Source organism: Enterococcus sp. AZ167 (genome assembly GCF_051714025.1).
GTDB lineage: Bacteria > Bacillota > Bacilli > Lactobacillales > Enterococcaceae > Enterococcus_D > Enterococcus_D casseliflavus.
In genome coordinates this window covers 887,563-913,263 of record NZ_JBIORB010000001.1, presented here as the reverse complement: position 1 = coordinate 913,263, position 25,701 = coordinate 887,563, and the positions used below count along the sequence as shown (strand labels likewise).

25 protein-coding genes are annotated in these 25,701 nt (G+C 40.2%); 20 read left to right on the top strand and 5 right to left on the bottom strand.

The features are described 5' to 3' along the window. Positions 1-216: 216 nt before the first annotated feature. The 6 genes from IGJ05_RS04300 to IGJ05_RS04275 all read left to right on the top strand — a co-directional run bounded on the left by IGJ05_RS04300 (position 217) and on the right by IGJ05_RS04275 (position 6,581). Positions 217-1,233: a lipoate--protein ligase gene (locus tag IGJ05_RS04300; RefSeq protein WP_438725045.1), complete on the top strand. Its 1,017-nt coding sequence runs from the start codon at positions 217-219 to the stop codon at positions 1,231-1,233. Between the two features lie 11 nt (positions 1,234-1,244). Next, the gene (locus IGJ05_RS04295; RefSeq protein WP_081117354.1) at positions 1,245-1,970 is read left to right on the top strand and encodes an ATP-binding cassette domain-containing protein; all 726 of its coding nucleotides are present in this window, start codon (positions 1,245-1,247) and stop codon (positions 1,968-1,970) included. Then, entirely contained in the window at positions 1,957-2,625 is a 669-nt protein-coding gene (locus tag IGJ05_RS04290; RefSeq protein ID WP_081117355.1) for a methionine ABC transporter permease, read from the top strand. Before IGJ05_RS04295 ends, IGJ05_RS04290 begins: the two co-directional genes overlap by 14 nt. A gap of 5 nt (positions 2,626-2,630) precedes the next feature. Further along, on the top strand, positions 2,631-3,446 hold the full coding sequence (locus tag IGJ05_RS04285; protein ID WP_081117356.1) for a MetQ/NlpA family ABC transporter substrate-binding protein: 816 nt from the start codon (positions 2,631-2,633) through the stop codon (positions 3,444-3,446). A 191-nt stretch (positions 3,447-3,637) separates the two neighbouring features. Beyond that, positions 3,638-5,218 carry a peptide chain release factor 3 gene (locus IGJ05_RS04280; RefSeq protein WP_005225872.1) on the top strand — a complete coding sequence of 527 codons (1,581 nt, stop codon included), beginning with the start codon at positions 3,638-3,640 and terminating at the stop codon, positions 5,216-5,218. 664 nt (positions 5,219-5,882) lie between these two features. Then, positions 5,883-6,581: a hypothetical protein gene (locus IGJ05_RS04275; protein WP_081117357.1), complete on the top strand. Its 699-nt coding sequence runs from the start codon at positions 5,883-5,885 to the stop codon at positions 6,579-6,581. A gap of 180 nt (positions 6,582-6,761) precedes the next feature. Here the strand turns inward: IGJ05_RS04275 and IGJ05_RS04270 are convergent, their stop codons facing one another. Continuing rightward, positions 6,762-7,820, bottom strand: a complete 1,059-nt coding sequence (locus IGJ05_RS04270; protein ID WP_311954393.1) for a hypothetical protein — start codon at positions 7,818-7,820, stop codon at positions 6,762-6,764. Positions 7,821-7,840: 20 nt separating this feature from the next. Then, a complete protein-coding gene (locus tag IGJ05_RS04265) occupies positions 7,841-8,344 on the bottom strand; it encodes a hypothetical protein (RefSeq protein ID WP_081117359.1) in 504 nt (167 codons plus the stop codon). Positions 8,345-9,309: 965 nt separating this feature from the next. Between IGJ05_RS04265 and IGJ05_RS04260 the strand changes: the two genes are divergently transcribed. Both IGJ05_RS04260 and IGJ05_RS04255 read left to right on the top strand, forming a co-directional pair. After that, positions 9,310-9,777, top strand: a complete 468-nt coding sequence (locus IGJ05_RS04260; protein WP_081116863.1) for a hypothetical protein — start codon at positions 9,310-9,312, stop codon at positions 9,775-9,777. 566 nt (positions 9,778-10,343) lie between these two features. Further along, positions 10,344-11,570 carry a helix-turn-helix domain-containing protein gene (locus tag IGJ05_RS04255; protein ID WP_428218528.1) on the top strand — a complete coding sequence of 409 codons (1,227 nt, stop codon included), beginning with the start codon at positions 10,344-10,346 and terminating at the stop codon, positions 11,568-11,570. 161 nt (positions 11,571-11,731) lie between these two features. Here IGJ05_RS04255 and IGJ05_RS04250 read toward each other — a convergent pair whose 3' ends face one another. Both IGJ05_RS04250 and IGJ05_RS04245 read right to left on the bottom strand, forming a co-directional pair. Beyond that, complete coding sequence (locus tag IGJ05_RS04250; protein WP_225001250.1) at positions 11,732-12,043, bottom strand: DUF1827 family protein; 312 nt, start codon at positions 12,041-12,043, stop codon at positions 11,732-11,734. 151 nt (positions 12,044-12,194) lie between these two features. Then, positions 12,195-14,456 (bottom strand): ATP-dependent Clp protease ATP-binding subunit, encoded by a 2,262-nt coding sequence (locus tag IGJ05_RS04245; protein WP_225001252.1) that lies wholly within the window; start codon positions 14,454-14,456, stop codon positions 12,195-12,197. A gap of 270 nt (positions 14,457-14,726) precedes the next feature. Between IGJ05_RS04245 and IGJ05_RS04240 the strand changes: the two genes are divergently transcribed. The 7 genes from IGJ05_RS04240 to IGJ05_RS04210 all read left to right on the top strand — a co-directional run bounded on the left by IGJ05_RS04240 (position 14,727) and on the right by IGJ05_RS04210 (position 20,875). Continuing rightward, on the top strand, positions 14,727-14,918 hold the full coding sequence (locus IGJ05_RS04240; RefSeq protein ID WP_005225880.1) for a hypothetical protein: 192 nt from the start codon (positions 14,727-14,729) through the stop codon (positions 14,916-14,918). Positions 14,919-15,078: 160 nt separating this feature from the next. Continuing rightward, positions 15,079-15,345 carry a phosphocarrier protein HPr gene (locus IGJ05_RS04235; RefSeq protein ID WP_003126335.1) on the top strand — a complete coding sequence of 89 codons (267 nt, stop codon included), beginning with the start codon at positions 15,079-15,081 and terminating at the stop codon, positions 15,343-15,345. Further along, the gene (gene ptsP / locus IGJ05_RS04230; RefSeq protein WP_005225882.1) at positions 15,345-17,072 is read left to right on the top strand and encodes a phosphoenolpyruvate--protein phosphotransferase; all 1,728 of its coding nucleotides are present in this window, start codon (positions 15,345-15,347) and stop codon (positions 17,070-17,072) included. Before IGJ05_RS04235 ends, ptsP begins: the two co-directional genes overlap by 1 nt. A gap of 264 nt (positions 17,073-17,336) precedes the next feature. Then, on the top strand, positions 17,337-18,347 hold the full coding sequence (locus IGJ05_RS04225) for a glycosyltransferase (protein ID WP_081116860.1): 1,011 nt from the start codon (positions 17,337-17,339) through the stop codon (positions 18,345-18,347). A 31-nt stretch (positions 18,348-18,378) separates the two neighbouring features. After that, on the top strand, positions 18,379-19,611 hold the full coding sequence (locus IGJ05_RS04220; RefSeq protein ID WP_081116859.1) for a glycosyltransferase family 4 protein: 1,233 nt from the start codon (positions 18,379-18,381) through the stop codon (positions 19,609-19,611). 74 nt (positions 19,612-19,685) lie between these two features. Beyond that, positions 19,686-20,561, top strand: a complete 876-nt coding sequence (locus tag IGJ05_RS04215) for an NAD(P)-dependent oxidoreductase (RefSeq protein WP_266166916.1) — start codon at positions 19,686-19,688, stop codon at positions 20,559-20,561. 83 nt (positions 20,562-20,644) lie between these two features. Further along, a complete protein-coding gene (locus tag IGJ05_RS04210; protein WP_005225886.1) occupies positions 20,645-20,875 on the top strand; it encodes a YkuJ family protein in 231 nt (76 codons plus the stop codon). A gap of 68 nt (positions 20,876-20,943) precedes the next feature. Here IGJ05_RS04210 and IGJ05_RS04205 read toward each other — a convergent pair whose 3' ends face one another. Beyond that, positions 20,944-21,885, bottom strand: a complete 942-nt coding sequence (locus IGJ05_RS04205; protein ID WP_016610190.1) for a GIY-YIG nuclease family protein — start codon at positions 21,883-21,885, stop codon at positions 20,944-20,946. 320 nt (positions 21,886-22,205) lie between these two features. Between IGJ05_RS04205 and fabT the strand changes: the two genes are divergently transcribed. From fabT to fabG, 5 genes are all read left to right on the top strand, one after another. After that, entirely contained in the window at positions 22,206-22,646 is a 441-nt protein-coding gene (fabT, locus tag IGJ05_RS04200; RefSeq protein ID WP_008378199.1) for a fatty acid biosynthesis transcriptional regulator FabT, read from the top strand. Between the two features lie 9 nt (positions 22,647-22,655). Beyond that, positions 22,656-23,618: a beta-ketoacyl-ACP synthase III gene (locus IGJ05_RS04195; protein WP_016610187.1), complete on the top strand. Its 963-nt coding sequence runs from the start codon at positions 22,656-22,658 to the stop codon at positions 23,616-23,618. A gap of 52 nt (positions 23,619-23,670) precedes the next feature. Then, on the top strand, positions 23,671-23,895 hold the full coding sequence (locus IGJ05_RS04190) for an acyl carrier protein (protein ID WP_005225890.1): 225 nt from the start codon (positions 23,671-23,673) through the stop codon (positions 23,893-23,895). Between the two features lie 123 nt (positions 23,896-24,018). Further along, positions 24,019-24,942: an ACP S-malonyltransferase gene (gene fabD / locus IGJ05_RS04185; RefSeq protein ID WP_225001247.1), complete on the top strand. Its 924-nt coding sequence runs from the start codon at positions 24,019-24,021 to the stop codon at positions 24,940-24,942. A 9-nt stretch (positions 24,943-24,951) separates the two neighbouring features. Further along, positions 24,952-25,689 carry a 3-oxoacyl-[acyl-carrier-protein] reductase gene (gene fabG, locus IGJ05_RS04180; protein WP_008378189.1) on the top strand — a complete coding sequence of 246 codons (738 nt, stop codon included), beginning with the start codon at positions 24,952-24,954 and terminating at the stop codon, positions 25,687-25,689. The last annotated feature ends 12 nt before the right edge of the window (positions 25,690-25,701 follow it).

Here is a 25,701-nt window from a genome sequence, read left to right as displayed (position 1 = left end):
AAAGACCAAGGCAACTGCTTTGGTCTTTTTTGTTCCTTTTTTTACTTATTCCCCTTGATTTGTTTGTAAGAAACGGTTACGATAAATCTAATCAATAATACAGTTTAAAAACAGATAAAAAAACACGTGTATCTTATCGTTAAGCACTTTGATTGCAATTTTCCGTAAGAAAAGCGAGAATATCCATAGAAATCTAATAAGAACGAGGGGCTTGAAATGAAATTTTACCGTATGCTTAGTGATGATATCCGTTACAATTTGGCAACTGAAGAGTATTTAATGAATAACGTAGATGTTTCAGAACCTTGTCTTCTGTTATACATACAAAAACCATGTGTTATAATCGGCAGAAATCAAAATGCGTATCAAGAGATTGATTTTGACTATTTAAGGAGTCGCAATATCGTGTTGACTCGCAGGAAATCTGGCGGTGGAGCAGTTTATGACGATCTAGGCAACATGAGCTTTAGTTTTGTCACCAAAAAAGATGCCACGAGTTTTGGTGACTACCAAAGTGCAACACAACCGATCATGAAAGGCTTAGCGGCAATGGGAGCCAAGGAGGTAGAAGTACATGGCCGCAATGATCTGTTCATTGATGGGAAAAAGTTTTCTGGCAATGCGATGTATACAAAAAAAGGTCGAACGTATTCTCATGGCACATTGATGTATGATGTGGATCTAGAAGAATTAAAAAAAGTCCTACACGTTGCCCAAGAAAAAATTGCCTCTAAAGCAACGAAATCCGTACGGAAAAGTGTGACGAATATTAAACCGTATTTGGCAGAACAATACCAATCAATGGATACCAAGGCATTTCGAGATACACTCCTTTGCCGAATCTATGAAGTAGAATCGATTGATGAAATCAGTGAGCAAGAGATCGTCTTGACGGATGCGGATCGCCAAGCAATCCAAACGTTGTTTGAAGAACGTTACGCGAACAATGAGTGGATTTTTAATGAAGCGCCTGCTTTTGAATGGCAAAAAAGAAAGCGGTTTGCGCAGGTTGGGATCGTTGAAGTCGATTTTACTGTCAACAAAGGCAAGATTGCAGCGATTCAAATTACCGGTGATTTTTTTGGACAAAAAGAGATCAGTGAACTTGAAGCGATGCTACGAGGTATTGATTTTGAACAAAACACCATTAGCCGCTTGCTAAAGGATATTGCCATCGAGCAATTTATCCATCAGATGACTAACGCTGAATTTCTTGCGTTGCTGTTTGATTAGGAGGAAAAAAGATGCTAGAAGCCATCAACATCACAAAGCGTTACGATCGAAGCGTCCTAGATGGTCTCTCTTTTGCTGTTCAGCCGGGGGAAATTGTTGGGGTCGTCGGCAAAAGCGGCTCGGGGAAATCAACGTTGCTTCGGCTTTTGAACTTAATTGAGACACCTGACAGTGGGGAGCTGCTCTTTGACGGGAAACGAATCGATCCCTTAAACAAAAAGCAACTGCTACATGCGCAGCAGGAAATCGGCATGATTTTTCAAAATTACAATCTGTTACACAATCGAACCGTTTTTGAAAATGTCTATTTGCCCTTGAAGTTAATGGGGAAATCATCGGAGAAGGTGTTGAAGATGCTTTCATTTGTTGGGATGGAAGACAAAGTCGACATTTATCCAGCCAAGTTGAGCGGTGGGGAGAAACAACGAGTAGCTATCGCACGGGCGTTGATCCGTGAGCCGAAAATCTTGCTGTGTGACGAACCCACTAGTGCGCTGGATGAAGATACGAAAGCCGATGTACTTGCTTTACTGCAAAAAGTTCAACAGACGTTTCAGCCAGCAGTCATTTTCGTTAGTCATGAGCTAACCGCAGTTAGACAAATTTGTCAACGCGTGTTTGTATTGGAAGATGCCGTCTTTGCGGCGGAATTTGTCAATCATCCGCAGCCAATTGTCCGCAAAGAAAGCTCTTATGTGGACAAAGTGGAGAGGAGTTTGCTGCATGACGATCAGTGAGAGTATTTTGTATTATTTACCTGAATTACTTCAGTCTTTGAAAGAAACAGCGATCATGATGGGGATTTCGATGCTCGCAGCCATTCTCTTAGGACTACCGCTAGGTGTCTGGCTCTTTCTTAGCCGCAGTCGTGGGAAAAAAATCTCATTTCTTTATGAGGGTTTGAATCTCGTTGTGACGATTATCCGCTCATTTCCGTTTCTATTATTTGTCGTAGCCTTGATTCCACTGACGCGAATGCTTTTGGGTAGCTCATTTGGACCAATTCCCGCCAGTTTCCCTTTGAGCATCGTTGCTATGAGTATTTTTGCTCGTTTGACGGAGCAAGTACTGCTGGATGTCCCAGAAGAAGTTTCTTATTTGGCGAAATCCCTTGGCGTCAGTCAATGGCAATACGTTTGGTCGTTTTTACTAGTGGAAGCTAGAAGCGGATTGATTTTATCTTTAACGACGACAGCAGTCAGTATGGTTTCTTATTCGACGGTGATGGGGATCGTCGGCGGTGGTGGTATCGGCGATTTTGCGATCCGCTATGGCTATCAACGCTATGAATATGGCGTCATGTATTTTGCAATTATCATCATGATTCTTTTGGTCTTTATCCTGCAAGGGATTGGCAATCAAGCAGCAAGAAAACTTGATAAACGAAAATAGGAGGAATGAAAGTGAAAAAAGGATTTGTTTTAGGATTGAGTGTATTGGCATTAGGTGTATTGGGGGCTTGCGGTACGGGTTCGGATGAGGCGAGCGAAGAGAAAATCATCAAGGTCGCTTCGCAAACGACGCCAATGACCGATGTCGTAAAAGTTGCAGCGGAAGCAGTGGAAGATGGCTGGGAAATCCAGTTGGTCCAAGTCAATGACAATATCCAGTACAATGAGCTGCTGAATAATGACGAGGTCGATGCCAACTTTGCGCAACATGAACCATATATGCAAATGTATAATGAAGAAAAAGATGCAAACCTAGTGGCATTAGATAAAATCTACAATGCAAAAGTCGGTTTTTATTCCAAAGAGTATACGGATATCAATGATATTCCAGAAGGAACAAAAGTCGCATTGCCGAATGATGTGTCTAACGAAGGTCGAGCGTTAGCGATTTTAGCAGAAGAAGGATTGATCACCCTTAAAGAAGGCGTTGGTGTCAATGGGACCTTAAAAGACATTACCAAAAATCCGAAAAATTTTGAATGGTTATCTGTTGATTTACTGAATCTTGCGGAAGCCTATGATGAGCCGAATGTATCCTTGGTATACAACTACCCAACCTATATTGCGAAAATCGGTTTGAAACCAGCTGATGCACTTTTCTTAGAAAAAACGATCGATGATCGCTTTGCTATCTCATTGGTTGCTCGAGAAGACAATCAAGATTCTGAAAAAATCGCCGTTTTGCGCCGTGCCATGACTAGCGATAAAGTTCGCGAATTTTTAGAAAACGACCATAGCGATACCTTACTGCCAGCATTTTAATTTATTTCCATCAAATGGAAGGAACGCCCTTTGCCTAACTCTTTAAAAGAGAGTAGTCAAAGGGGTTTCTTGTCTTTTTTTGCTTTTTTATCACCCTTATCCATGATATACTGATTTGGTCAGAAAACTAGCGACAGGTTAAAATAGACACTGTTCGCATTGTAAATACAAGAAATGGAGCAATAAAATCAATGGATAATCCAAAATTAAAACAACAAGTAGATAGTCGCCGTACCTTTGCGATTATTTCCCACCCGGATGCGGGGAAAACAACCATCACAGAACAATTATTATTATTCGGTGGCGCGATTCGCCAAGCTGGTACGGTCAAAGGGAAAAAGACTGGGAATTTCGCAAAGTCCGACTGGATGGAAATTGAAAAACAACGGGGGATCTCCGTTACCAGTTCTGTTATGCAGTTTGATTACCAAGGCAAACGGGTCAATATTTTAGATACCCCTGGGCATGAGGACTTTTCTGAAGATACCTACCGTACCTTGATGGCGGTGGATAGTGCGGTCATGGTGATCGATAGCGCAAAAGGGATTGAAGCGCAAACGAAAAAACTCTTCCAGGTCGTTAAAAAACGTGGTATTCCGATCTTTACCTTTATCAATAAACTCGACCGTGATGGCCGCGAACCATTAGAATTATTAGAAGAACTAGAAGATCTTTTAGAGATCGAATCATTTCCAATGAATTGGCCGATCGGCATGGGGAAAGGCTTGGAAGGACTGTATGATATCCATAACCAACGGGTCGAATTTTATCGTCCAGACAATCACGGTGGGGAACGTTTAGTTGCCCTAGATGAAAATGGACAATTTCCTGCAGATCATCCATTTGCCGAAGATGGGCTGTTCCAACAAGTTTTAGAAGAAGTGGAATTGTTGCAAGAAGCTGGCGATGCCTTTGATACAGAAAAAATCGCACGAGGCGATCAAACACCCGTGTTCTTTGGTTCCGCCCTTACGAATTTCGGCGTGCAGACCTTTTTGGAAACCTTCTTGTCCTTTGCACCAGCGCCTTACGGTCACAAAACTTTGGCTGGTGATGAAGTCAGCCCTTATGAACCAGAAATGTCTGGGTTTGTGTTCAAGATCCAAGCAAATATGAACCCTGCCCATCGTGACCGGATCGCCTTTGTCCGTATTTGTTCAGGAACCTTTGAACGAGGCATGGACGTGACACTTGAGCGTACTGGCAAAAAAATGAAACTCAGCAATGTGACACAATTTATGGCAGATACCCGAGAAAATATTGAAGAAGCAGTCGCTGGAGATATCATCGGGGTTTATGATACGGGAAATTACCAAATTGGCGATACGATCTATGAAGGAAAACTAAAAGTTGCTTACGAAGAGCTACCATCATTTACTCCGGAACTCTTTATGAAAGTCACTGCAAAAAATGTGATGAAACAAAAATCTTTCCACAAAGGAATCTATCAGTTGGTCCAAGAAGGAGCCATCCAGTTGTACAAGACGTATCTTAGTGATGAGTATATCATTGGTGCTGTCGGGCAGCTGCAATTTGAAGTTTTCCAATACCGCATGATGAATGAGTACAATGCCGAAGTCATTATGACCCCAATGGGCCACAAGATTGCCCGTTGGATCGATCCGAAAGACTTGGATGAGCGTATGAGCTCCAGTCGTAACATTTTAGCGAAAGACCGTTTCGACCAGCCATTGTTCTTGTTTGAGAACCAATTTGCGATGCGCTGGTTCGCAGATAAGTACCCAGACGTCGAATTGAAGAGTTTGATGTAAGAGTCGATTCCCGCGAGACTGTCTAGGTATGCACAACTTTGTACGTAAGGCTGATCTTTTTTAATTGAACGATCGTAGAAAGTCTTTTCTTATCCAAATGGATAAGAAGGGGCTTTTTTTGCTGAAAACGTGCTTTTGATACAGAAGGAAGGTTGCATGATTGGGGGCAATCGTCCAATGATCAGACAATTATCCTAATTTATAACCATTCTTTTAAAAGAAGATAAAATGAGTCGGAAAAAGAGCGTAGTATTAAAGGTGACCACAAGGAAATGCATTTGAAATGAATAGAAAAATATCATAGGCACATTTGATGATTCAGGAAATTTTCACTTGTTTGAAAGTAGAGGAAAAGCAGAGAATAGATTGCCAGTGATAAAGGTCATTTAATCATTTGATTGAGGGAAATGTTTTTTTGTCAGATGCTACTAGTGAAGACTAAACTTTCTTTATCTGAACATGAATCGGTGATAGCCCTTGAAACTTCATTTGAAGCTCTTCTACAGATGGTTTAAGTTTTCAGTTGGTGAACCATGGCTTCGCGACTCAAAAAATGAATTAGTCTTATTGCTAGTCTACTAGTTATCTATCTATCGATTTTGCTAAAGCAAATGATTATTTATTAAATAAAAGTGATTTCTGAAACCAGAAAGGGGACCAGATAGTGCTAAAAAGTTTGTTATTCATATTTTCGGCGATATTTTTCTTTCCAACAATAGAGACTGCAGCTGATGAGGTTTCCGAAACGTTGATTTTTGATTTGAACACGATTGACTTTAAGGACGAACACTATTATTTGTTGAAAACCACACAAGATCTTCAGCTGACCGTCAATAGCAATGGCAGTGAAGGTGCTTTTGACGTAACGATCACGGCTGTCGGAGAAGGATTTTCAGCAGAACTAAACAGCGTGAACGGTTCGGAAGAGATGATCTTTCAGATTGAGGATACTGATGAAGCATCAATGATTCTTAACGTAGCTGCAACATTGAACATAAAGGAATATCTTGATTCTAACTCTGAGTACTACCTATCAGTCACGTTTACAGCAATTGATGATTCAGAGACCTTTACGAAAGATATAAAAATGAATCAGACGGATGAGGAAAAAGAAGAGATTCCAGATGAAAACTTGACAGATGAAGACCAAGACGATGAAAAGCAAGAAGACAATGGCATTGAAGATGAATCTGAACGCCCAGAGGAAGAAGACTCATTAGAGAATGATTCATTCAGCCAAGAAGAATCACTTGAGGATATCAATGATGATACTGTCCATGAGGATCGTTTAGAGGAAGAGTGCCAGTACGAGATAGCGACAATTTTTATAAAAGAAGTGATTTTTGATAAAAGATATGTTTAAAACAAGTGTAGAAAAAACCGCTTAGCTGAATAGGAGCGGTTTTTTGCACATCTTTTTCTAATACTAGGTGAAAAGTGCTTTTGCTGGAACAAGTTTGTGACTAATTGGTGGTACTAAAAAAGGAGCTTTGAAGCGACCTCCAAAAGTTAGTCCTAAAAGCTAACTTTTGGGGTCACAACACTAGCCCTCTCTTTTTCTTTTTGATTTTAAAATGTAAATGACTGCAACTGCCAACGCTGCAACGAGAACAAAAATGATCCAGATAAGGATTTGATTATTTGTCTGAACATCGGCAGTGTTCGTTGGACGGTTCTCTTTTTTGAAGTTATCCAAGTCTTCTTTCTCATAAGAAAAAGTAGTCGTGATCGCTTTTCTAGTTGTTTCTATTGTTAAACGGTATTCTCCTGCAATAAGTTCACTATCGTCTATTAGAGGAATCTGCATTCTTGATTTGGTTAACGGCGTTAAAAGAACGGAATTTGCTAATTCCCCAGAGGCAATTGTTTCTCCATTGGGGTTTATTAATTCATAGAGCGCATTGTTTAAGTTGCCTAAAATAGGATTATAGTTGAGTGCATAAAATTGTAGGTTTGCCGTGTCCTGAAGAGCAACAAAGGAGAAGTCTTCATAAACGACATCTTTGATCTCTTCTACATCACTAAAAAGTAAGTTGATAAAAATAAGTGACTCATACACAGATTTGATACCGACTGAATCTTCTGCTGTTTCAAGACCCATGATCTGACTAAAATTGATTGCCCCCATCACGGTTCCTTCACGTGCAGGATCATCTGGAAGAGTGATTGTAACGGTCACAAGAACGGATTCATTTGGGAGAATCTCGATTTGATCATCGTCATCTAATGCTTCTGATTCGATCAATGCATAATTTGAAAAGTTATACTTATCATCTAGCAGTAAAGTCAAGTCCTCGCTATAGATGATAGCCGATTCTCGTGAGAGAGCAGTAGAGGTGTAAGGCGTGACAACAATGGATGAGTCACCAGATCCAACATTTTCTAGTAAAATTTCAACAGTATACGCCGTCTCCTTTTCCGGAGAAATACTCAAGGTATTATCTGAAATTTTGTACTCCGTTTCTCTCAGAGTAAGTTTCAGTGAGTTCGTCGTCTCATCGGCATTTGCATTACGGATGTTTGTATTGCTGATCAGTGTTAGTAAGAGAAGCAACACAGAAATCCTTAGAAAAGAATTTCTGTGTTTGAATGTATGATTCATGATTTTTTTCCTTCTGAAAATTATAGTGGTGGAGTTTCACCAGTATCAGGAGTACCGTCTTGTGCTGTTATTGTAATTACAGGTTTATCATCAGTTTCTTGTAACAAAGCAAATGTTCTATTAATGGTAAATGCTATTTCTGTTTCTGTTTCAGGTGTTGAAACAACTTCAATCGCTCTTGCTTCTAAAGAAGAAGGGTTACTTCCGATAATGCTTATGCCACTGTCATTAGGTGCCGTTACGGAAATATTAACTGTTTTAGGAGAACGAGTTAAGTTTTGTAATGTTCCTCCCACATTAGATACAGATCCTTCCACAATTCCAGTATTTCCCTCCAATAATGCTTCTGTAATTTGTATGGGATTTGATAGCTCCATTTTATTAAAAGTGAATGTTGCATCACCATCAATAACTTCAATTTCAATAGGTTCGGTAATTGTTGCTATAGTATTGGCAAATGCGTTGACTCCTCCGGCTAACAACAAAGATGCAATGAATGTAGTACCCAAAATAACTTTTTTCATAATAAAACCTCACTTTAATTTTTGCAGATGATTTACTGCTTAAATAAAGTATTTTATTAATCTGATTTTTTTATAAAATAATTTAATAAAATATTCAAGTGGTCAAATCATGTTGATTATCAAGTCGACCTATCTTTCTGTCTATGAATTATCAATTCGGTAATAATGACTATGAAAGTAAATTTGTTGCAGGGTTATATTTTGGCTTTTATTTTAAGTCAAAGTCTTCTCAGAATTGAAAGAATTGTCGTTCCAACTAGGATGGGACCTAAAAAACGAAAAAAATGTTATTCGTTGTCTCTGAGAATTTGCTCTGAATCAGTCGCTGTCAGAGAAACCAATTCTGAAAATTCATGTTTAATATTTCTTTAGTGAACCCCTGCAATTCAATAGAAATCAACTTTCTATCATTTTTAAGAAACTATTTTGGCAGTAGCTTTACGCGTATGAACAGTTGCGTAGGGTGGGGATTGAAAAGTATGATTCTATTTATGCGTTCCTATTGGATAGGTATATCAAAGTTACTTATGAAAAAATATCAATTAACGTTTTCATTCAATTAGTAATCTGCACCTACAATTCTTCTAGCTTCACGCGACAGAGACATCAAGGTTACTCCTGTGTTAATAAACGTTCATGTTTGTTTCATTATAAAGATATCTCAAAAAACTAACTGTGTGGGATGGCTATCTCATGAACCCTAGATTTTAATAGGAAGCATATTTTTTTAGGAATATACAATCAGACTCTTTGAAGAAAGCTTTGAAAGAGTTTTTTTGTCTTTCTTAATTTTATGAAGTTGCTACTCGTTTCTAATCGACAGGTCTTTTAGTCAGTAGAAAGAAAAAGAGTGACAATGATTATTTTATTTGTAGTTTTTTTGAAAAAAAGACGATAAAAATCAGCTGGTTCTTACTATATCCTTAATAGCAGAGGATCAAAGTTCTTTTAAGGAGTGAATCAAAATGCTGCAAACCAGAATAAATTTCAGTGGACAAAAGAATGCTACCATGTTGACTGTGCGCTTTTTCAGCAACAAGACGAACACGATTTTAGAGAGAAATTTAATTGTGGATCAAGAGGATGATCGTCAATCGGTTCTTGACTACTTAGCAGAATCACTAGGGGAAATCAACATCTTGCAATACTCTTCGAAAAACGTTTTGTGTATCGCTGAACGTTCAAGGCTAGAAAAAGCAGGAGGCACGCATCGATTGGAACATTTTTGGGGAGATGTCATCAGTTATATCGTTGAGTGCGTGGATAAATCTGGTATTCATTATGATTTGCATGTCATTGGCAATGTTGATTCGGATGATGAAGAAATTATGCGGGCAATTAATGAGATGAGTAATGAATTGTCGATCATCAACATTTATGAATACAAAGATTGCTGGCTAAAAAGAGAAGATATTTTATTACAAGATCTTTGAAATGAACTTGATTCCTCAAAGAAGTTTGTCCAGCTAGAAAATGATTTTACTCTCCAAGTCACTTACCAATCAATGAAAGAATACGAATTTTTTCTAAGTCTATGGAAACAGCTAATTCACAGGATCTTTTTAATGGTTTCCAACACTTTTTTGTTATAAAAGGTAAGAATCGTTTCACAAGTTTTTCTCACCCGTTCTGTTTTAAAGAAGCGGGGATTTTTCTGAAGTTTTTATTAAAATTGTCCGTTTAATGAAAAAAGAGGCTCAAATTTAAGTTTATTTTACTATAATTGGAAACTAGGATACTTTTTAAATAAGGCGGGTAAAAAATTTTGGAGTATATAGAAAAGTTGTATAGGTTTTATTTAACCAAAAAACAGGTAGATAAATTAACTATTATTAGAAATATCATTTTGGAGAAGCAGCTGTCTCTTGATAAAATATGTGAAACGATAAACAAATCTTTGTATCAGGTGAAAATATTGATCAATGAAATCGCCGAAGATATGAGAGAGTTTACGACCTTTAACGAGTCTATTTTTTTGCTGAAAAAGAGAACCGTTTATTTGTCACGAGAATTAAACGAAGAACAAAGCCTGCATATTTTTGTGAATCTAAAGAAGAAGTATTTCTTAGAATCTCCTTATTATCGTCTATTATCCTATTTGTTAAGAAAAAGAAAGACCCGTATGGTGGACATCTCAGAAGAATTGATTTTTAGTATTTCTTATTGTTATAAATTGATCAGCTATCTGAAAAAAATGCTGGTTATCCAAAATGTCCCGATTACTATCAATAACAACACAGATTCCATTGATCTGACAGGGGCAGAGCCTTGTGTGCGGATGTACCATTATTTAGTTGAGATCATGGCTTGCAATGTTTACATCAATCAGCGCACCCGTGCAAGCGTTGAATTAGCTGCGAAAGAATATGAGCCGTTGAAAACTACAAAAGTGAAGCACGACATTATGTTTTCAATCATTGAGAATGCGGTGTTGAGGGGTTATATCGTCAATGAATTAGACGAAGCTTCCATCGCTATTTATGAGCAAATCAAGCAACTCAATGGGGAAAAGCAAGTGATCAAGCTGCTGCCGATCAGAAGTCAGCAAGATATCGAGAAAGAACAGATTTTTTATCATTTCTGGGTTTTTCTCTTCATACCTGAAACGATCTCGGATCAAGAGAAACTTCTTTTGGGGAAACAGCTGCGAAACCTCTCGGGGAATCCATTGGTCGAATTTTCTGCCGATGTTGTGGCTGTCTTGTCGCAAAAGTATGATCTTTCCAAAGCGATCGAAGCGTTTCTTATCTATGAATTAGTGATGAATACATGGGGCTGTCTTCATCTCTTTTTGGATAGTTTTGTGTCTACTGAAGATTTGTCCTCTACGAACAAACGCGTATTAGAGGTGGAGGAACTGATTGCGACCGTCTTGCAGCGCCATTCGTTTGTAATAGAAAAAGAAGCCCTTTTCTTAAGGAAAATCGCTCAGATTACAGCATCTTATTTACCTATCCAAAAAGAGGAACCGATTCGCATTGGTATTTCTCTTTTGAACCACCCTGAATATATTCCGGTCATTAAGAACAAACTATTGAAAATTTACAATGAAAATGTGATTCACTTTAGTTCGAACTTAGGAGACTCAGACATACTGGTTTCTGATGGCGTGCTGATCCATAATGAGTCACAGAAATTTACATTTTTTGGCAATGTTCATAGTACCAAGGATTGGCACAATCTACATGTGATGATCCAGTCGATGATTTCTAATAAATATACTTGAAAAGAGAGCGTAAGGCTCTCTTTTTTTGCTTGACTATCAGGTATCGTTGGTCGAAGTACTAGACGAAAGAAGGAGGAGAGAAGACAAAAAAAGATATCTATAAAAGAGGGCTGCGACAGTCACCTTTTATAGATATTTTTTAATCACATGATTAGGAAAAGCTAACGTGAGGAAGACAACGTTTTTTTGATGGAGATTTCTACCACTTCGGGCATTTGGATCACAGAGATCGTAGCAGGATCATAGGAGCCATCAGGTAATTTTTTCAAGAAGTAATTTTTGATTTCTTCTACTTCCGTCGGGCGAATATTCCGTTTTTTATTGATCAGCAAAATTTCATTGTGGTTCGGCGCTGAGGTAAAGATCACGGTCGTGTCTCCGGCTGTGTAAACATTTACAAGTTCTGCGTCGGTATTTTCAAGTTGATTCAATACTAGTCGAGAATGGCTGTTTGTAACGTTGATTAATTTCACCAGACTCACCTCACATTCTATGTATTTATTAATAACATTATAGGTCGTTTTTTTTCAAAAGAAAAGCCAGACAACTCGGAATTACCCAATTTTTTGGCAAAACATGGTTGTCTGGCAAAACGAACGGTTTGGTCACCGTTTTGACACGTTATTACTCATCTGTTTCCGATGGTTTTTCCTCTTCAGCAGAAGGTGTTTCTTCAGGAAGTGCAGAGGATTCGGCTGAAGTTACAACGATTTTATCGGAATCCTCCAATTGTGCTTTTAATTGACGAACTTGAGGATGCTCAAGATAATATTCAGCAATCCCGTCTTCGATTTGATCTTGGATGGTCCTGCGCAATGGGCGAGCACCCATCGTTGCACTGTAACCTAGATCGACCAGTTTTTCTTGCACGTCTTGTGGAACATCGATATGCAATTTTTGATGACTAAGTGTTTGATTGACATCATGCAGCATAAGGGACACGATCGATAACAAGTTTTCCTTGCTTAGTGCCTTGAATTCGATGATCCCGTCAAAGCGATTGAGAAATTCTGGCGTAAAGTAATTGTTCAATTGATTTAACACGGAACGAGTGATGCCTTCACGCGCTGCGCCAAAGCCGACGTTGGCTTCAACTTTGCCAGTTCCCGCATTACTAGTCATGATGATCAGCGTATCTTTAAAGCTGACCGTACGTCCTTGGGCATCCGTCAAACGACCATCATCGAGAATTTGCAAGAACATATGCAATACATCAGGATGGGCTTTTTCCACTTCGTCTAATAAAATCAGGCTATATGGATTCCGACGAACTTTTTCAGTCAATTGACCCGCTTCTTCATAGCCAACGTAACCAGGAGGAGAGCCAATCAGTTTGGATACACTGTGTTTTTCCATGTATTCTGACATATCGAAACGAATCATCGATTCTTCAGAACCAAACATCTCATAGGCTAATTGTTTTGCTAATTCGGTTTTCCCGACACCGGTTGGGCCGACGAATAGGAAAGAGCCAATTGGACGGTTTTGTTTGCCTAAACCGACCCGATTTCTGCGGATCGCTTTGGCTACTTTATCGATCGCTTCATCTTGTCCGATAACTTTAGCTTTCAAGTCATCCGCAAGATTTTTCAATTGGGTTTGTTCTTTTTCTTTCAATTCACCAACTGGAATATTCGTCCGTTCTTCAACGATTTGTTCCATGTCTTTTTCGGTAATGACTGGCGTTTCTTCTTCGCTGATTTGGCGTTCCTTCATTTTTTGCAGTTTATTGATTTGATCGCGATAGTAAGCAGCTTTTTCGAAATCTTCTTCTCGAGAGGCAGCTTGTTTTTGTTCTTCTGCTTCTTGTAATTTCTTTTCGATCGTTTTTGGATCAACGATTTGGATCGTTAAGTTTTTCTTAGAACCTGTTTCATCTAGTAGATCGATTGCTTTATCAGGCAAGAATCGGTCTTGGATGTATCGGTTAGAAAGGGTAGCGGCAGCTGCGATCGCTTCATCAGTATATTTCACATGATGATAATCTTCATAACGTGGTTGCAAACCTTTTAAGATGCGGATCGTTTCTTCCACAGAAGGTTCATCTACACGTACTGGTTGTAAACGGCGTTCTAAAGCAGCATCTTTTTCGATGATGCGGTATTCATTTAACGTCGTTGCTCCGACCATTTGTAGTTCTCCACGAGCAAGAGCTGGTTTTAAGATGTTTCCAGCATCCATATTTCCGTCGCCAGCTGCACCAGCGCCAACGATTTCATGGACTTCATCAATAAACAAAATCACGTTTTCTGCTTGCTTGATTTCTTCAATCAATTTTTGGATACGTTCTTCAAATTGTCCACGAATACCTGTGCCTTGAACAAGAGACGCAACGTCCAAACGAATGACTTCTTTGTCCATTAGTTTTTGTGGCACATCGCCATCGACGATTTTTTGGGCTAACCCTTCAACGACGGCAGTTTTCCCAACCCCAGGTTCACCAATAAGCACAGGGTTGTTTTTTGTTCGACGATTAAGGATCTCAATCACTCGTTTGATCTCTGAATCACGACCAACGACTGGATCGACTTCGCCATCACGAGCCATTTGGGTAATATTGATACCGTATTCTCCTAACAAACCTGCAGGTGCTTGGTTATTGCGTGGAGGCTGACCGCCGACAAAACCGTTACCGCCGGTTTGCGTCGGAGGGGTTTGTTCATAAGGGGTATTTCCTTGCTGCATCTGGCGAGACATTTGACGAAATAGATCATCAATATTGCCGAATCCAAAAGGATCTTGCGCCATTGCAGCTGCAGCATTCCCAGATTGAGCTTTTAATTTTTGGTAACAACTTTGACAATAATCGAGTTGTTTTCTTTGACCATTGACACTGGCATATAAATGAATAGACGCTTCATTTTTGCCGCAATTTTGACAAAGCATAGATTCACGACCTTTCATATTTGTTCCAACACCCTTATTTTACGGCGCTTTTTTACACTTGTAAAAGAAAAGGGGCTGTGTGCATAGAAACGGTCATCTTCGAGGTAATGTGTTATTGACCTTTACTGACCATAATTCTATTATACTAACTTTTTGTCAGACTGCAAGAATTTTACTCGTAAAAATTTTTGCCGCTCTTTCATTAGCAGAAGCGTCTTTTAAATAAAAAGTAATTCCATTATAATAGAAAGAAAGAGGTGAGAATTGAGGATGGAGAACAGAGATTTTGCTTCAGAAATAACGCGTTTGCGCAATGGAGAGATCCAAGAATTGATTGTCCAACAGCCAGAATTCCTGGCGTTTAGAGATGTCTGGCTCCAGTTGGAAGATCGGTCTTCTTTTGTCGGAGAAGCGGGCTTAAATGGGAAGATCATCTACCGTTATGTGCAAGAAAATAAATAGGACATTTATTTCAATCGTTTATTTAAGAGAAAACGGTTGTCTATCGAGGAAAAAAATGGTAATCTTAACAGTTGAAAGGGCGATTTTTTTCGGGTGTCATTGCATGCATGGAAATTTTGCCTTCACACAAAAAAACGTATCATAAAGGAGATTGATCAATATGGAAAAGAAAGATTTTCACGTAGTTGCTGAGACAGGGATTCACGCACGTCCAGCTACATTATTGGTTCAAACAGCAAGCAAATTCAACTCTGATATCAACTTAGAGTACAAAGGTAAATCAGTAAACCTTAAATCAATCATGGGCGTAATGTCATTAGGCGTTGGCCAAGGTTCTGATGTAACTATCACTGCTGAAGGTGCTGACGAAGCAGATGCAATCGCTGCAATCGTAGAAACAATGAAAAAAGAAGGTTTGTCTGAATAATGGTTGAGATGCTAAAAGGAATTGCTGCTAGTGATGGTGTAGCCGTTGCGAAAGCCTACCTGTTAGTACAACCTGATTTATCTTTTTCAAAAGTATCAGTTGAAGATACTGCAGCAGAGGAAGCACGCTTAGATGATGCGTTAGCGAAGTCAACAGCGGAATTACAACAAATCCGTGACAAAGCAGCGCAAACTTTAGGTGAAGCAGAAGCACAAGTATTTGATGCTCATTTAATGGTTCTTTCAGATCCTGAGATGATTGGTCAAATCAAACAAAACGTGACAGATAACAAAGTCAATGCAGAAGCTGCGTTGAAAGAAGTTACTGACATGTATATTGGTATGTTTGAAGCAATGGATGACAATGCTTACATGCAAGAACGGGCAGCTGACATTAAAGATGTCGCAAAACGTATCTTGGCGCATTTGCTGAATGTGACTTTGCCTAATCCTTCAATGATCAACGAAGAAGTAGTCGTTGTTGCGCATGACTTGACACCAAGTGATACTGCACAATTAGACCGCAACTTTGTAAAAGCTTTTGTAACAGATATCGGTGGACGTACTTCTCATTCCGCTATCATGGCACGTTCTCTTGAAATCCCAGCAATCGTTGGAACAATGGAGATCACTGCAAAAGTGAAAGCGGGCGACATCTTAGCTGTTAACGGTATTATCGGTGACGTTATCGTCAACCCGACAGATGACCAAGCAGCTGAATTTGTTGAAGCTGGGAAAGCCTACGCAGAACAAAAAGCAGAATGGGAAAAATTGAAAGATGCTGAAACAGTTACCGCTGATGGCAAGCACTTTGAATTAGCTGCGAACATTGGAACGCCAAAAGATTTAGAAGGTGTCCACAACAATGGTGCAGAAGCAGTCGGTTTATACCGTACTGAATTCTTGTACATGGATTCTCCTGATTTCCCAACAGAAGAAGACCAATACAAAGCATACAAAGCAGTTTTAGAAGGAATGGCTGGCAAACCAGTGGTTGTCCGTACAATGGATATCGGTGGCGATAAAGAACTTCCTTACCTAAAATTGCCTCATGAAATGAATCCTTTCTTAGGCTATCGTGCATTGCGTATCAGCTTATCTGAACTTGGGGATGACATGTTCCGTACTCAACTTCGTGCGTTGTTACGTGCTTCTGCTCACGGCAACTTACGTATCATGTTCCCAATGGTGGCAACATTGAAAGAGTTCCGTACTGCGAAGAAAATGTATGAAGAAGAGCGTCAAAAATTGATTGACGAAGGCGTTGAGGTTTCTAACGAGATCCAAGTCGGAATCATGATCGAAATTCCAGCAGCTGCTGTCTTAGCAGACAAGTTTGCGAAGGAAGTTGACTTCTTCAGTATTGGTACCAATGACTTGATCCAATACACAATGGCTGCAGACCGCATGAACGAGCGCGTGTCTTACTTGTACCAACCATACAACCCATCAATTTTACGTTTGATCAAAAACGTGATCGACTCAGCGCATGCTGAAGGCAAATGGGCTGGTATGTGTGGAGAAATGGCGGGCGATCAAACTGCTGTGCCGCTTCTTGTAGGTATGGGCTTAGATGAGTTCTCAATGAGTGCAACATCTGTTCTGAAAACACGTAGCTTAATGAAACGCTTGTCAACGACTGACATGCAAGAATTAGCAAAACGTGCTTTAGAAGATTGCGATACAATGGAAGAAGTTGTTGAGCTAATCGAACAGTATGTAAACTAATCATTTCTAGGCAACAAGCAATTTTGCTTGTTGCCTTTTTTTTGTTATAAGAAGCCTTCTTGTTCGATTTGACTTGCAATAGCCTGCTCGTTTTTCAGAAAACGAACAATTTTGTCATATCTTTGTATAAAGCTATGATTCCGTAAGTTTTTCACGTATCATGATTAAATGGGGAACAAAATCTAGGACCATGGTAGGAGTATGTCTCCGATTGCCTATGGTATACTAATATCAGATATAAGCATTTCCAAGGAGGAATCATCTTTGAAAGTACTTCTTTATTTTGAAGGAGAAAAATTATTAGCTAAATCAGGTATCGGTCGAGCGTTGGCCCATCAGCAACGAGCACTGACATCTGTCGGGATTCCTTTTACTCTTGATAAAAATGATGAGGACTATGATATCCTTCATATCAACACGTATGGGATCAATAGTATGCACATGGTCAACAAAGCCAAAAGACAAGGGAAAAAAGTGATTTACCATGCCCATTCTACAGAAGAGGATTTTCGGAATTCATTTATCGGCTCAAACCAGCTTTCGCCATTATATAAAAAATATTTGATCAATCTCTATTCTAGAGCCGATCAGTTGATCACACCGACTCCTTATTCGAAAGAACTTTTGGAAGGGTATGGTATCCAAGTACCGATCGAGGCAATCTCAAACGGCATCGATCTTGACAAATATCAGCCGGATCAAGAGAAAGAAAAAGCCTTTCGTGAGTATTTCAATCTCTTATCAGATCAAAAAGTCATTATATCCGTCGGTTTATTTTTTGAACGAAAAGGCATTCTTGATTTTGTAGAGATAGCTAGACAATTGCCTGAGTATACGTTTATCTGGTTTGGTCATACACCAATGATGACGATTCCTAAACAGATCCGCGACCTCGTCAATGAAGACCATCCAGAAAATGTGTTGTTTCCAGGTTATATCAAAGGGGATATCATCGAAGGCGCATATTCCGCTGCCGATTTATTCTTCTTTCCTTCTTATGAAGAAACAGAAGGGATCGTAGTCCTTGAGGCGTTAGCCAGCCGCCAAAATGTGCTTGTTCGGGATATTCCTGTTTATAAAGGGTGGCTAAGTAATGGGCGCAATGCATACATGGAAAAAACCAATGAAGGATTTATTGAGAAAATCAAAGGAATCGTGGAAGGCACGTTACCACCATTGAGTGAAGCGGGTTATGAAACAGCAAAGCAAAAGAGTATTGATGAAATTGGGTTTAAATTACAAGAGGTTTATACAAAAGTGATGAATACGGAATGAAGAAACTAATGTAAAGTTTGGAGGTACCGTTTTGAAAATCGGATTTTTTACTGACACCTACTTCCCCCAGGTAAGTGGTGTGGCGACATCGATCAAGACATTGAAAGAAGAGCTTGAGAAAAAAGGCCATAAAGTGTATATCTTTACAACGACCGATCCAAATGCTGATCTGGACGAAGAAGATATCATTCGCATGCCAAGTGTCCCGTTTGTGTCCTTCAAAGATCGGCGAATCGTGGTTCGCGGCATGTTATATGCCTATTTGATCGCCAAAGAATTAGAATTGGAATTGATCCATACCCATACAGAGTTTGGTTCTGGGATGTTGGGGAAAATGGTGGGGCGTAAATTGCAGATTCCTGTGATCCATACCTACCATACAATGTATGAAGATTACTTGCACTACATCGCAAACGGAAAGGTCTTGCGGCCATCTCACGTGAAATATCTTTCACGGCTATTTGCCAACCACTCGACAGGTGTTGTTTGTCCAAGTGAACGGGTCATCGATACGCTGAGAGGGTATGGTGTGGTTTCACCAATGCGGATCATCCCCACAGGGATCGAAGTTGAGAAGTTTCGCCGACCGGATATTACAACTGACATGAAAAAAGAATTGCGGGAGAAATTGGACATCACTGAGAATCAACCCATGCTGCTTTCCCTCAGTCGTATTTCTTATGAAAAGAATATCCAAGCAATCATCGACGGCATGCCAGAAATTTTAACGAAGATTCCTGATGCGCAATTAGTGATCGTTGGGAAAGGTCCGCATAAAGAAAAATTAGAAGAAAAAGTGGTGGATATGGCTTTATCTGACCATGTTCAATTTGTCGGTGAAGTGGCAAATGATAAAGTGGCGATCTATTACCATGCTGCGGATTACTTCGTCAGTGCCTCCACATCAGAAACACAAGGACTGACTTACACGGAAGCAATGGCTGCTGGAACACCGTTAGTCGTTGAAGGAAATGACTACTTAAATACCTTGATCGACGATCCGTCTTTAGGCGTCACCTATGAGAGTGATCGGGATTTCGCAAAAGCATTTATTGATTATTATGAACGAAAGATTCCTGCTGATCCCGAAGTTCTTGCTAGAAAAATGTACGAGATCTCGGCATTGCGCTTCGGTGAGTCGATGCTATCTTTCTACCATGACATGGTCGCTTATTATGAAACAGAACGCATCGAAAAAGAAACCGAGCAGACGCTAGAAAAATTCAAAGTAAAATTAAAGGCCTTTCGCCGAACGATCGATTAAACAGAAAATTTTCGCAAGTTCATGTTTTTAGCGTATACTAAAGACATGAACTTTTTTATTTTGGAGGGATCTGCATGAAATTAGGATTTATCGGTACTGGTGTCATGGGTCAAGCGATGGTTTGTCATCTCTTAGCTGCAGGACATACAGTGAATGTTTACAATCGGACGAAAGAAAAAACTGATGAACTCGTTGCGAATGGAGCAATTTGGTGTGACACCCCAACAGAAGTTGCATCAGAAAGTGAAATTATCTTTACAATGGTTGGTTATCCATCCGACGTTGAAGAAGTTTACTATGGGCCTCAAGGGATTTTTCAAACGGCTGTGACGGGCAAAACATTGGTGGATTTTACCACGAGTACACCTGATTTGGCAGAACGAATCTACCAGACAGCGAAGGAAAAAGGAGCAGCGAGTATCGATGCGCCAGTTTCTGGTGGTGATCTTGGTGCGAGAAACGCCACACTAACGATTATGGTTGGTGGCGATGAAGAAGCTTACCAACAAGTAAAACCACTTTTTGAAGTATTAGGAAAGACGTTTCAACTTCAAGGAGGGGCAGGGAAGGGTCAGCATACGAAAATGGCCAATCAGATCATGATTGCCGGAACCATGACGGGGATGACAGAAATGCTGGTCTATGCGAATCAAGCCGGTCTTGATTTACCACGAGTGATTGACACGCTTTCTGGCGGTGGGGCAGCCAATTGGTCCATGACGAATTACAGTCATCGTATCCTAAAAGAGGATTATTCTCCAGGCTTTTTTGTCAAACATTTCATCAAAGATTTGGGGATCGCTTTGGATGAGGCCAAGAAGATGGGATTGGATTTGCCAAGCACCGCTTTAGCTAAAAAATTGTATGATCAGTTAGCTGAAAAAGGCTTCGAAAATGACGGAACGCAGGCGCTGATTAAACTTTGGTGGCAAGATGGAAAAAAATCTTAAAATGACAAAAAAAATACGAAAAATCAATGCAAGATAGAGGATGTTTTGATACAATATAACGGACAGAAAAAGGAGGCTTACGAATGAAAAGTTCGCAATTAGTCGCTATCATCAAACGTTTAGAAGCGATGGTCGAAGCGCAAGACAATGAAGTTCAAGTACGTCGTTTTGAAAAAGAAGGCGTCGAAAAATGTACCGTTACTTATGACAATTCGACAGAAACGTTTGAATTAACGGAAGCAGAATCAAGTCAATCTTATCAATTTGATAATGTTGATATTGTAGCCATGGAAATCTATGATTTGATCCAATAAGAATGAGTGGGACGTTCGTCGTCGCTTTCTCATTTCTAAACAGCAAGCCTACTTGGGCTTGCTGTTTTTTATTTATCTGCTGCTTTTTCTTGGCGATACAAGTGATTAAGGATGATCCCTAATGGATCGAGATCTTCCGGGGCTAAAGGAAGCGCAGCGCTTGCTGGCGGGAGTGGCTGGAATGTTTCCTCGGGAGAAAGAACTTTTGTTTGGATCAACTTGCCAAAGCTAACTTGATAGTATTTGATTTGAGTCGTCTGTGATCCTGGCTCCTCTAAGTCAAGGAGAATAGAAAAAATCACTTCTGGTTCTTGAATAAACTGATTGACCCTCACGATTTCTTGGTAAAAGCTTTGTGCTAAATGGATCTGGCGCTGCAGTACACTAGCTTGTTCAAACAATAGGTGATCAATCAGATATGCTAAGCGTTTTTTAAGGAGTGAAAAACAGTCGGTCTTCTTTCCTGCAAAAAAACAGCCGATTTCTCGCCACTTCTGTTCCAAGGGATACGCATCCATTTGAGGGAGTTGCTTACGCAAGGTCAATAGCGTCAGTTCGTTGACAGTCGGCAATTGAAAGGTTTCTGACAATACTTGAAACAATGCTGGCAATTTTTTTGTTTGCCGAAAGGGACCATAACTGCCAATTTGTGGTGTTTGAGTGATCGTGAAGGTATGATTCGTCAAGTCAACAAAGCAATAGTTGGCTGAATGGTTCATTTGTCGGTTGTAGATAGGATGAAAAGCTTGGATCAAACGACATTCAAGTAATAGTGCATCCAATTCTGTATCTGTTTCGATCGTTTCAAAATCAACGACATTATAAACAAGTCGAAGCACCTTATTGGCATGCTGCTGATTTTTTCGGAAGTAAGAAACGACACGCTGTTTCAATGATTTGGCTTTTCCTACATACAAGACTTCGTTGTGCTGATCTTTCATTAAATAAACACCAGGCTTTTCAGGCAGTGCATTTGCTTTGTTTTTTAGAAACTCTTTGTTCGGATTCATCGATCGTTCCTCTCCTTCCTTCAAAGAGTAGCAGATGAAGCGTAAGAGAGCAACGTTTGTTGGCTATCGACAAGAAAAAATTAGAAATAGAGTGGAGGCAACAAAATGATAAACTTTGACATTCAAAGGAAATTTCTCTATAACGGAAACGGATTATTTTGTCAACTCGCAGCTTTTAAAATCTTAGAAAATCAATTCTTAAATAAAAATGCGCTTAAAAATAAAAAAAGTTCGAAAAAATTCTTGCATTTCTCAATAACTTCCGATATAGTTTGACTATCAAATGATTTGATTATCAAAGTATTCGGATGGTGAAGGTTATGGAACCCAATTTAGAAACAGTTAATGACTACTTAGTCAGCGTCTTTAATGACATCTTAGTGATTGAAGAATCTGAATTGAAAAAATCTCAATTCAAAGACCTTTCAATTACCGAAATGCATACCATCGAAGCCATCGGGATGTACAAAAAAAAGACCACGACTGAAGTTGCCAAAGAGCTTTCGATCACTGTTGGGACTTTGACCATCGCGATCAATCGTTTGGTGAAAAAAGAATATGTAGAACGGATTCGCAGTGAAGATGATCGGCGAGTCGTCAAACTAGGTTTGACGAAAAAAGGAAAACTCCTTTATCGTGTTCATCAGCATTTTCATCGTGAGATGGTGAAAGGTGTCTTGAGTCAGATGTCTCCTGAAGAGGAACAGGCACTGTTGAAAGCACTGAAAAATCTGCATGACTTTTTACAAGATTATAAGTGAGAATAATGGATGAATATGTTTGGAAAAATTACCGCGACTGCAAGTTATGTTCCAGAAAAAATCGTAACAAATGATGATCTATCAAATTTGATGGATACTTCAGATGAATGGATCCATTCTCGCACGGGAATCAAACGAAGAAGAGTCGCTGTTGGCGAAAACACTTCAGACCTTTGTATTCGCGTCGCTCAAACGCTCTTGCAAGATGCTCAGCTTTCAGCAGAAAGTCTAGATTTTATCTTGGTAGCGACGATCACACCGGATTTCAATACACCGGCGGTTGCTTGCCAAGTCCAAGGGGCGATTGGGGCAGTCAATGCCTTTGCTTTTGATATCAGTGCAGCATGTGCTGGTTTCGTGTATGCATTGTCTATGGCTGAAAAACTGATTCGAACGGGCGCTAAAAAAGGATTGGTCATCGGTGGAGAAGTACTTTCAAAAGTCTTGGATTGGAACGACCGTTCGACGGCTGTTTTATTCGGAGATGGTGCCGGCGGTCTATTGCTGGAAGCATCTTCAGAGCAGCATTTGCTCAAAGAGTCTTTAAAAGCAGATGGGACGCGAGGCATGTCCTTAACATCTGGTTTTCGCACGAATGAGAATCCTTTTTCACAAAACGCTCCGGCGTATAGTGCTTGTATGCAAATGATTGGACGAGAAATCTTTGATTTTGCGACGCGTGATGTGGTCGCCTCGATCAATGATCTGACACAAAATGAAGCAATCGATTATTTTTTGCTTCACCAAGCAAATTCACGTATTTTAGACAAAGTTGCTCGCAAGCTGAAGCAGCCCCGTGAGAAATTTTTGCAAAATATGCAAGATTATGGCAATACTTCGGCAGCCTCGATTCCGTTATTGCTAGATGAAGAAATCAAACGAGGTACACTGTCACTTGGCAGTGGTCAAAAAGTGGTGTTCTCAGGTTTTGGCGGCGGATTGACATGGGGAACTATGTTAGCCACCTTATAACTTGTTCACGAAACAAAATTACTATTGAAAAACACATTGGAGGAATATACACATGGTATTCGAAAAAATTCAAGAAATCGTAGCAGAAGAATTAGGAAAAGAAAAAGAAGAAATCAAATTGAACACAAACATCCAAGAAGATTTAGAAGCAGACAGCTTGGATCTTTTCCAAATCATTAACGAGATCGAAGATGAATTCGATGTGAAGATCGAAACAGAAGATGGTATCACAACCGTTGAAGATCTAGTTAAATATGTAGAAAAACAACAAGCATAAAACAAAGGCTAGGCAGACAGCCTAGCCTTTCCTTTTTAAGAACGTGTTTTTGCTGATTCATAGACGAACTGCAAGAAGCCATGTTCTCCAACGACAACGATCAAAGTAATGAAGGAGTGCAAGATGAAGACAGCCTTTTTATTTAGCGGTCAAGGCGCACAGTACCCCAAAATGGGAGAAGAGCTCTATCACCAAGAAGCCATCGTTCGTGAGACGTTTGAACAAGCCAGCACCATTCTAGGATATGATATGGCCGAGCTATGCTTTACTGAAAACGAACGTTTAAACCAGACGGAATATACGCAGCCTGCCATCTTAACGGTAAGTATGGCTTTTTGGCGACTTTTGGATGCGCAAGGAATCAAAGCAGATGCTGTTGCTGGCTTGAGTTTAGGCGAATATACAGCCTTAGTCGCTAGTGGTGCGCTTGATTTCCAGACAGCAGTCGCATTGGTGCAAAAGCGCGGTCGGTATATGGCAAGTGCGGCGCCAGCAGGTATTGGGAAAATGGTCGCTGTGATGAACACACCCGCTGAAACGATTGAAGAAATCTGTAAAGAAGCAAGTCAAGTGGGGATCGTGACACCAGCGAATTACAATACGCCGCAGCAGATCGTCATTGGCGGTGAAGCGCCGGCAGTGGATAAAGCGGTGGAATTGTTACAAGCTGCTGGAACCAAACGGGTGATTCCTTTAAATGTCAGCGGTCCTTTCCATACTGCTTTGTTGGAACCCGCATCGCAGCAATTAGCACAGGAATTAGCTCAAATCACCTTTGATGAGTTACAAGTACCTGTCATCAGCAATACGACCGCGCAGCCAATGCAGCAAGACCAAATCAAGGAACTGTTGACGCTGCAAGTGAAATCGCCAGTGCGTTTTTACGAAAGCATTGCGACACTGAAGCAGCTTGGCATCCAACAAGTCATCGAGATCGGACCAGGAAAAGTATTGAGCGGTTTTATGAAGAAAATAGACAAAGAAATACAGACTGCGCGTGTAGAAGATAGCCAAACGTTGGCAGATACACTAGCCCGATTCAACTAGGAGGAATTTATGGATCTGCAAAATAGAAACGTCTTTGTAACTGGTAGCTCGCGAGGGATCGGTTTTACCATCGCGGAAGCCTTTGCCAAAGAAGGAGCGAATATCGTTTTAAATGGACGAAAAGAAATTCCCCAGTCACTGATCGATCGCATCACCAGCTACGGCGTGAAATGTGTAGCGATCAATGGGGACATTTCTGATTTTGATCAAGCGGCAGCCATGCTTTTAGAAGCAGAAGCGGCAGTCGGACCGATCCACATTTTAGTCAACAATGCCGGGATCACGAATGACAAATTATTGTTGAGAATGAAACCCGAAGATTTTGATTCAGTGATCAAAATCAATTTGACTGGTACCTTCAATATGACGCAGCACGCGTTGAAAAAAATGATGAAGCTGCGAGAAGGCCGCATCATCAATTTGACGAGTGTGGTCGGCTTGACGGGAAATATCGGGCAAGCCAACTATGCGGCAAGTAAAGCTGGCGTGATCGGTTTTACGAAATCTGCCGCTCGTGAAGGTGCCGCTCGGGGGATCACCTGCAATGCGATCGCCCCAGGATTTATCGAAACAGAGATGACTGAAGTGCTGTCGGATAAAGTCAAAGAACAATCATTGGCAAATATTCCATTACAGCGTTTTGGTTCCACACAGGATGTTGCGCAAACAGCAGTCTTTTTAGCAAAAAGCCCCTACATCACTGGTCAGGTGATCAGTGTAGACGGCGGGATGGCAATGCAAGGGTAGGAGGAAGAATAG

Excerpts from the sequence above, each read along its gene's own strand:
- fabG (WP_008378189.1), top strand. The coding sequence starts at position 24,952 with ATGGATCTGCAAAATAGAAACGTCTTTGTAACTGGTAGCTCGCGAGGG.
- IGJ05_RS04215 (WP_266166916.1), top strand. The coding sequence starts at position 19,686 with ATGAAATTAGGATTTATCGGTACTGGTGTCATGGGTCAAGCGATGGTT.
- IGJ05_RS04280 (WP_005225872.1), top strand. The coding sequence starts at position 3,638 with ATGGATAATCCAAAATTAAAACAACAAGTAGATAGTCGCCGTACCTTT.
- IGJ05_RS04270 (WP_311954393.1), bottom strand. The coding sequence starts at position 7,820 with ATGAATCATACATTCAAACACAGAAATTCTTTTCTAAGGATTTCTGTG.
- IGJ05_RS04240 (WP_005225880.1), top strand. The coding sequence starts at position 14,727 with ATGGAGAACAGAGATTTTGCTTCAGAAATAACGCGTTTGCGCAATGGA.
- IGJ05_RS04235 (WP_003126335.1), top strand. The coding sequence starts at position 15,079 with ATGGAAAAGAAAGATTTTCACGTAGTTGCTGAGACAGGGATTCACGCA.
- IGJ05_RS04190 (WP_005225890.1), top strand. The coding sequence starts at position 23,671 with ATGGTATTCGAAAAAATTCAAGAAATCGTAGCAGAAGAATTAGGAAAA.
- fabD (WP_225001247.1), top strand. The coding sequence starts at position 24,019 with ATGAAGACAGCCTTTTTATTTAGCGGTCAAGGCGCACAGTACCCCAAA.
- IGJ05_RS04285 (WP_081117356.1), top strand. The coding sequence starts at position 2,631 with ATGAAAGTGAAAAAAGGATTTGTTTTAGGATTGAGTGTATTGGCATTA.
- IGJ05_RS04300 (WP_438725045.1), top strand. The coding sequence starts at position 217 with ATGAAATTTTACCGTATGCTTAGTGATGATATCCGTTACAATTTGGCA.
- fabT (WP_008378199.1), top strand. The coding sequence starts at position 22,206 with ATGGAACCCAATTTAGAAACAGTTAATGACTACTTAGTCAGCGTCTTT.
- IGJ05_RS04265 (WP_081117359.1), bottom strand. The coding sequence starts at position 8,344 with ATGAAAAAAGTTATTTTGGGTACTACATTCATTGCATCTTTGTTGTTA.
- IGJ05_RS04210 (WP_005225886.1), top strand. The coding sequence starts at position 20,645 with ATGAAAAGTTCGCAATTAGTCGCTATCATCAAACGTTTAGAAGCGATG.
- IGJ05_RS04245 (WP_225001252.1), bottom strand. The coding sequence starts at position 14,456 with ATGCTTTGTCAAAATTGCGGCAAAAATGAAGCGTCTATTCATTTATAT.
- IGJ05_RS04260 (WP_081116863.1), top strand. The coding sequence starts at position 9,310 with ATGCTGCAAACCAGAATAAATTTCAGTGGACAAAAGAATGCTACCATG.
- ptsP (WP_005225882.1), top strand. The coding sequence starts at position 15,345 with ATGGTTGAGATGCTAAAAGGAATTGCTGCTAGTGATGGTGTAGCCGTT.
- IGJ05_RS04290 (WP_081117355.1), top strand. The coding sequence starts at position 1,957 with ATGACGATCAGTGAGAGTATTTTGTATTATTTACCTGAATTACTTCAG.
- IGJ05_RS04195 (WP_016610187.1), top strand. The coding sequence starts at position 22,656 with ATGAATATGTTTGGAAAAATTACCGCGACTGCAAGTTATGTTCCAGAA.
- IGJ05_RS04205 (WP_016610190.1), bottom strand. The coding sequence starts at position 21,885 with ATGAATCCGAACAAAGAGTTTCTAAAAAACAAAGCAAATGCACTGCCT.
- IGJ05_RS04295 (WP_081117354.1), top strand. The coding sequence starts at position 1,245 with ATGCTAGAAGCCATCAACATCACAAAGCGTTACGATCGAAGCGTCCTA.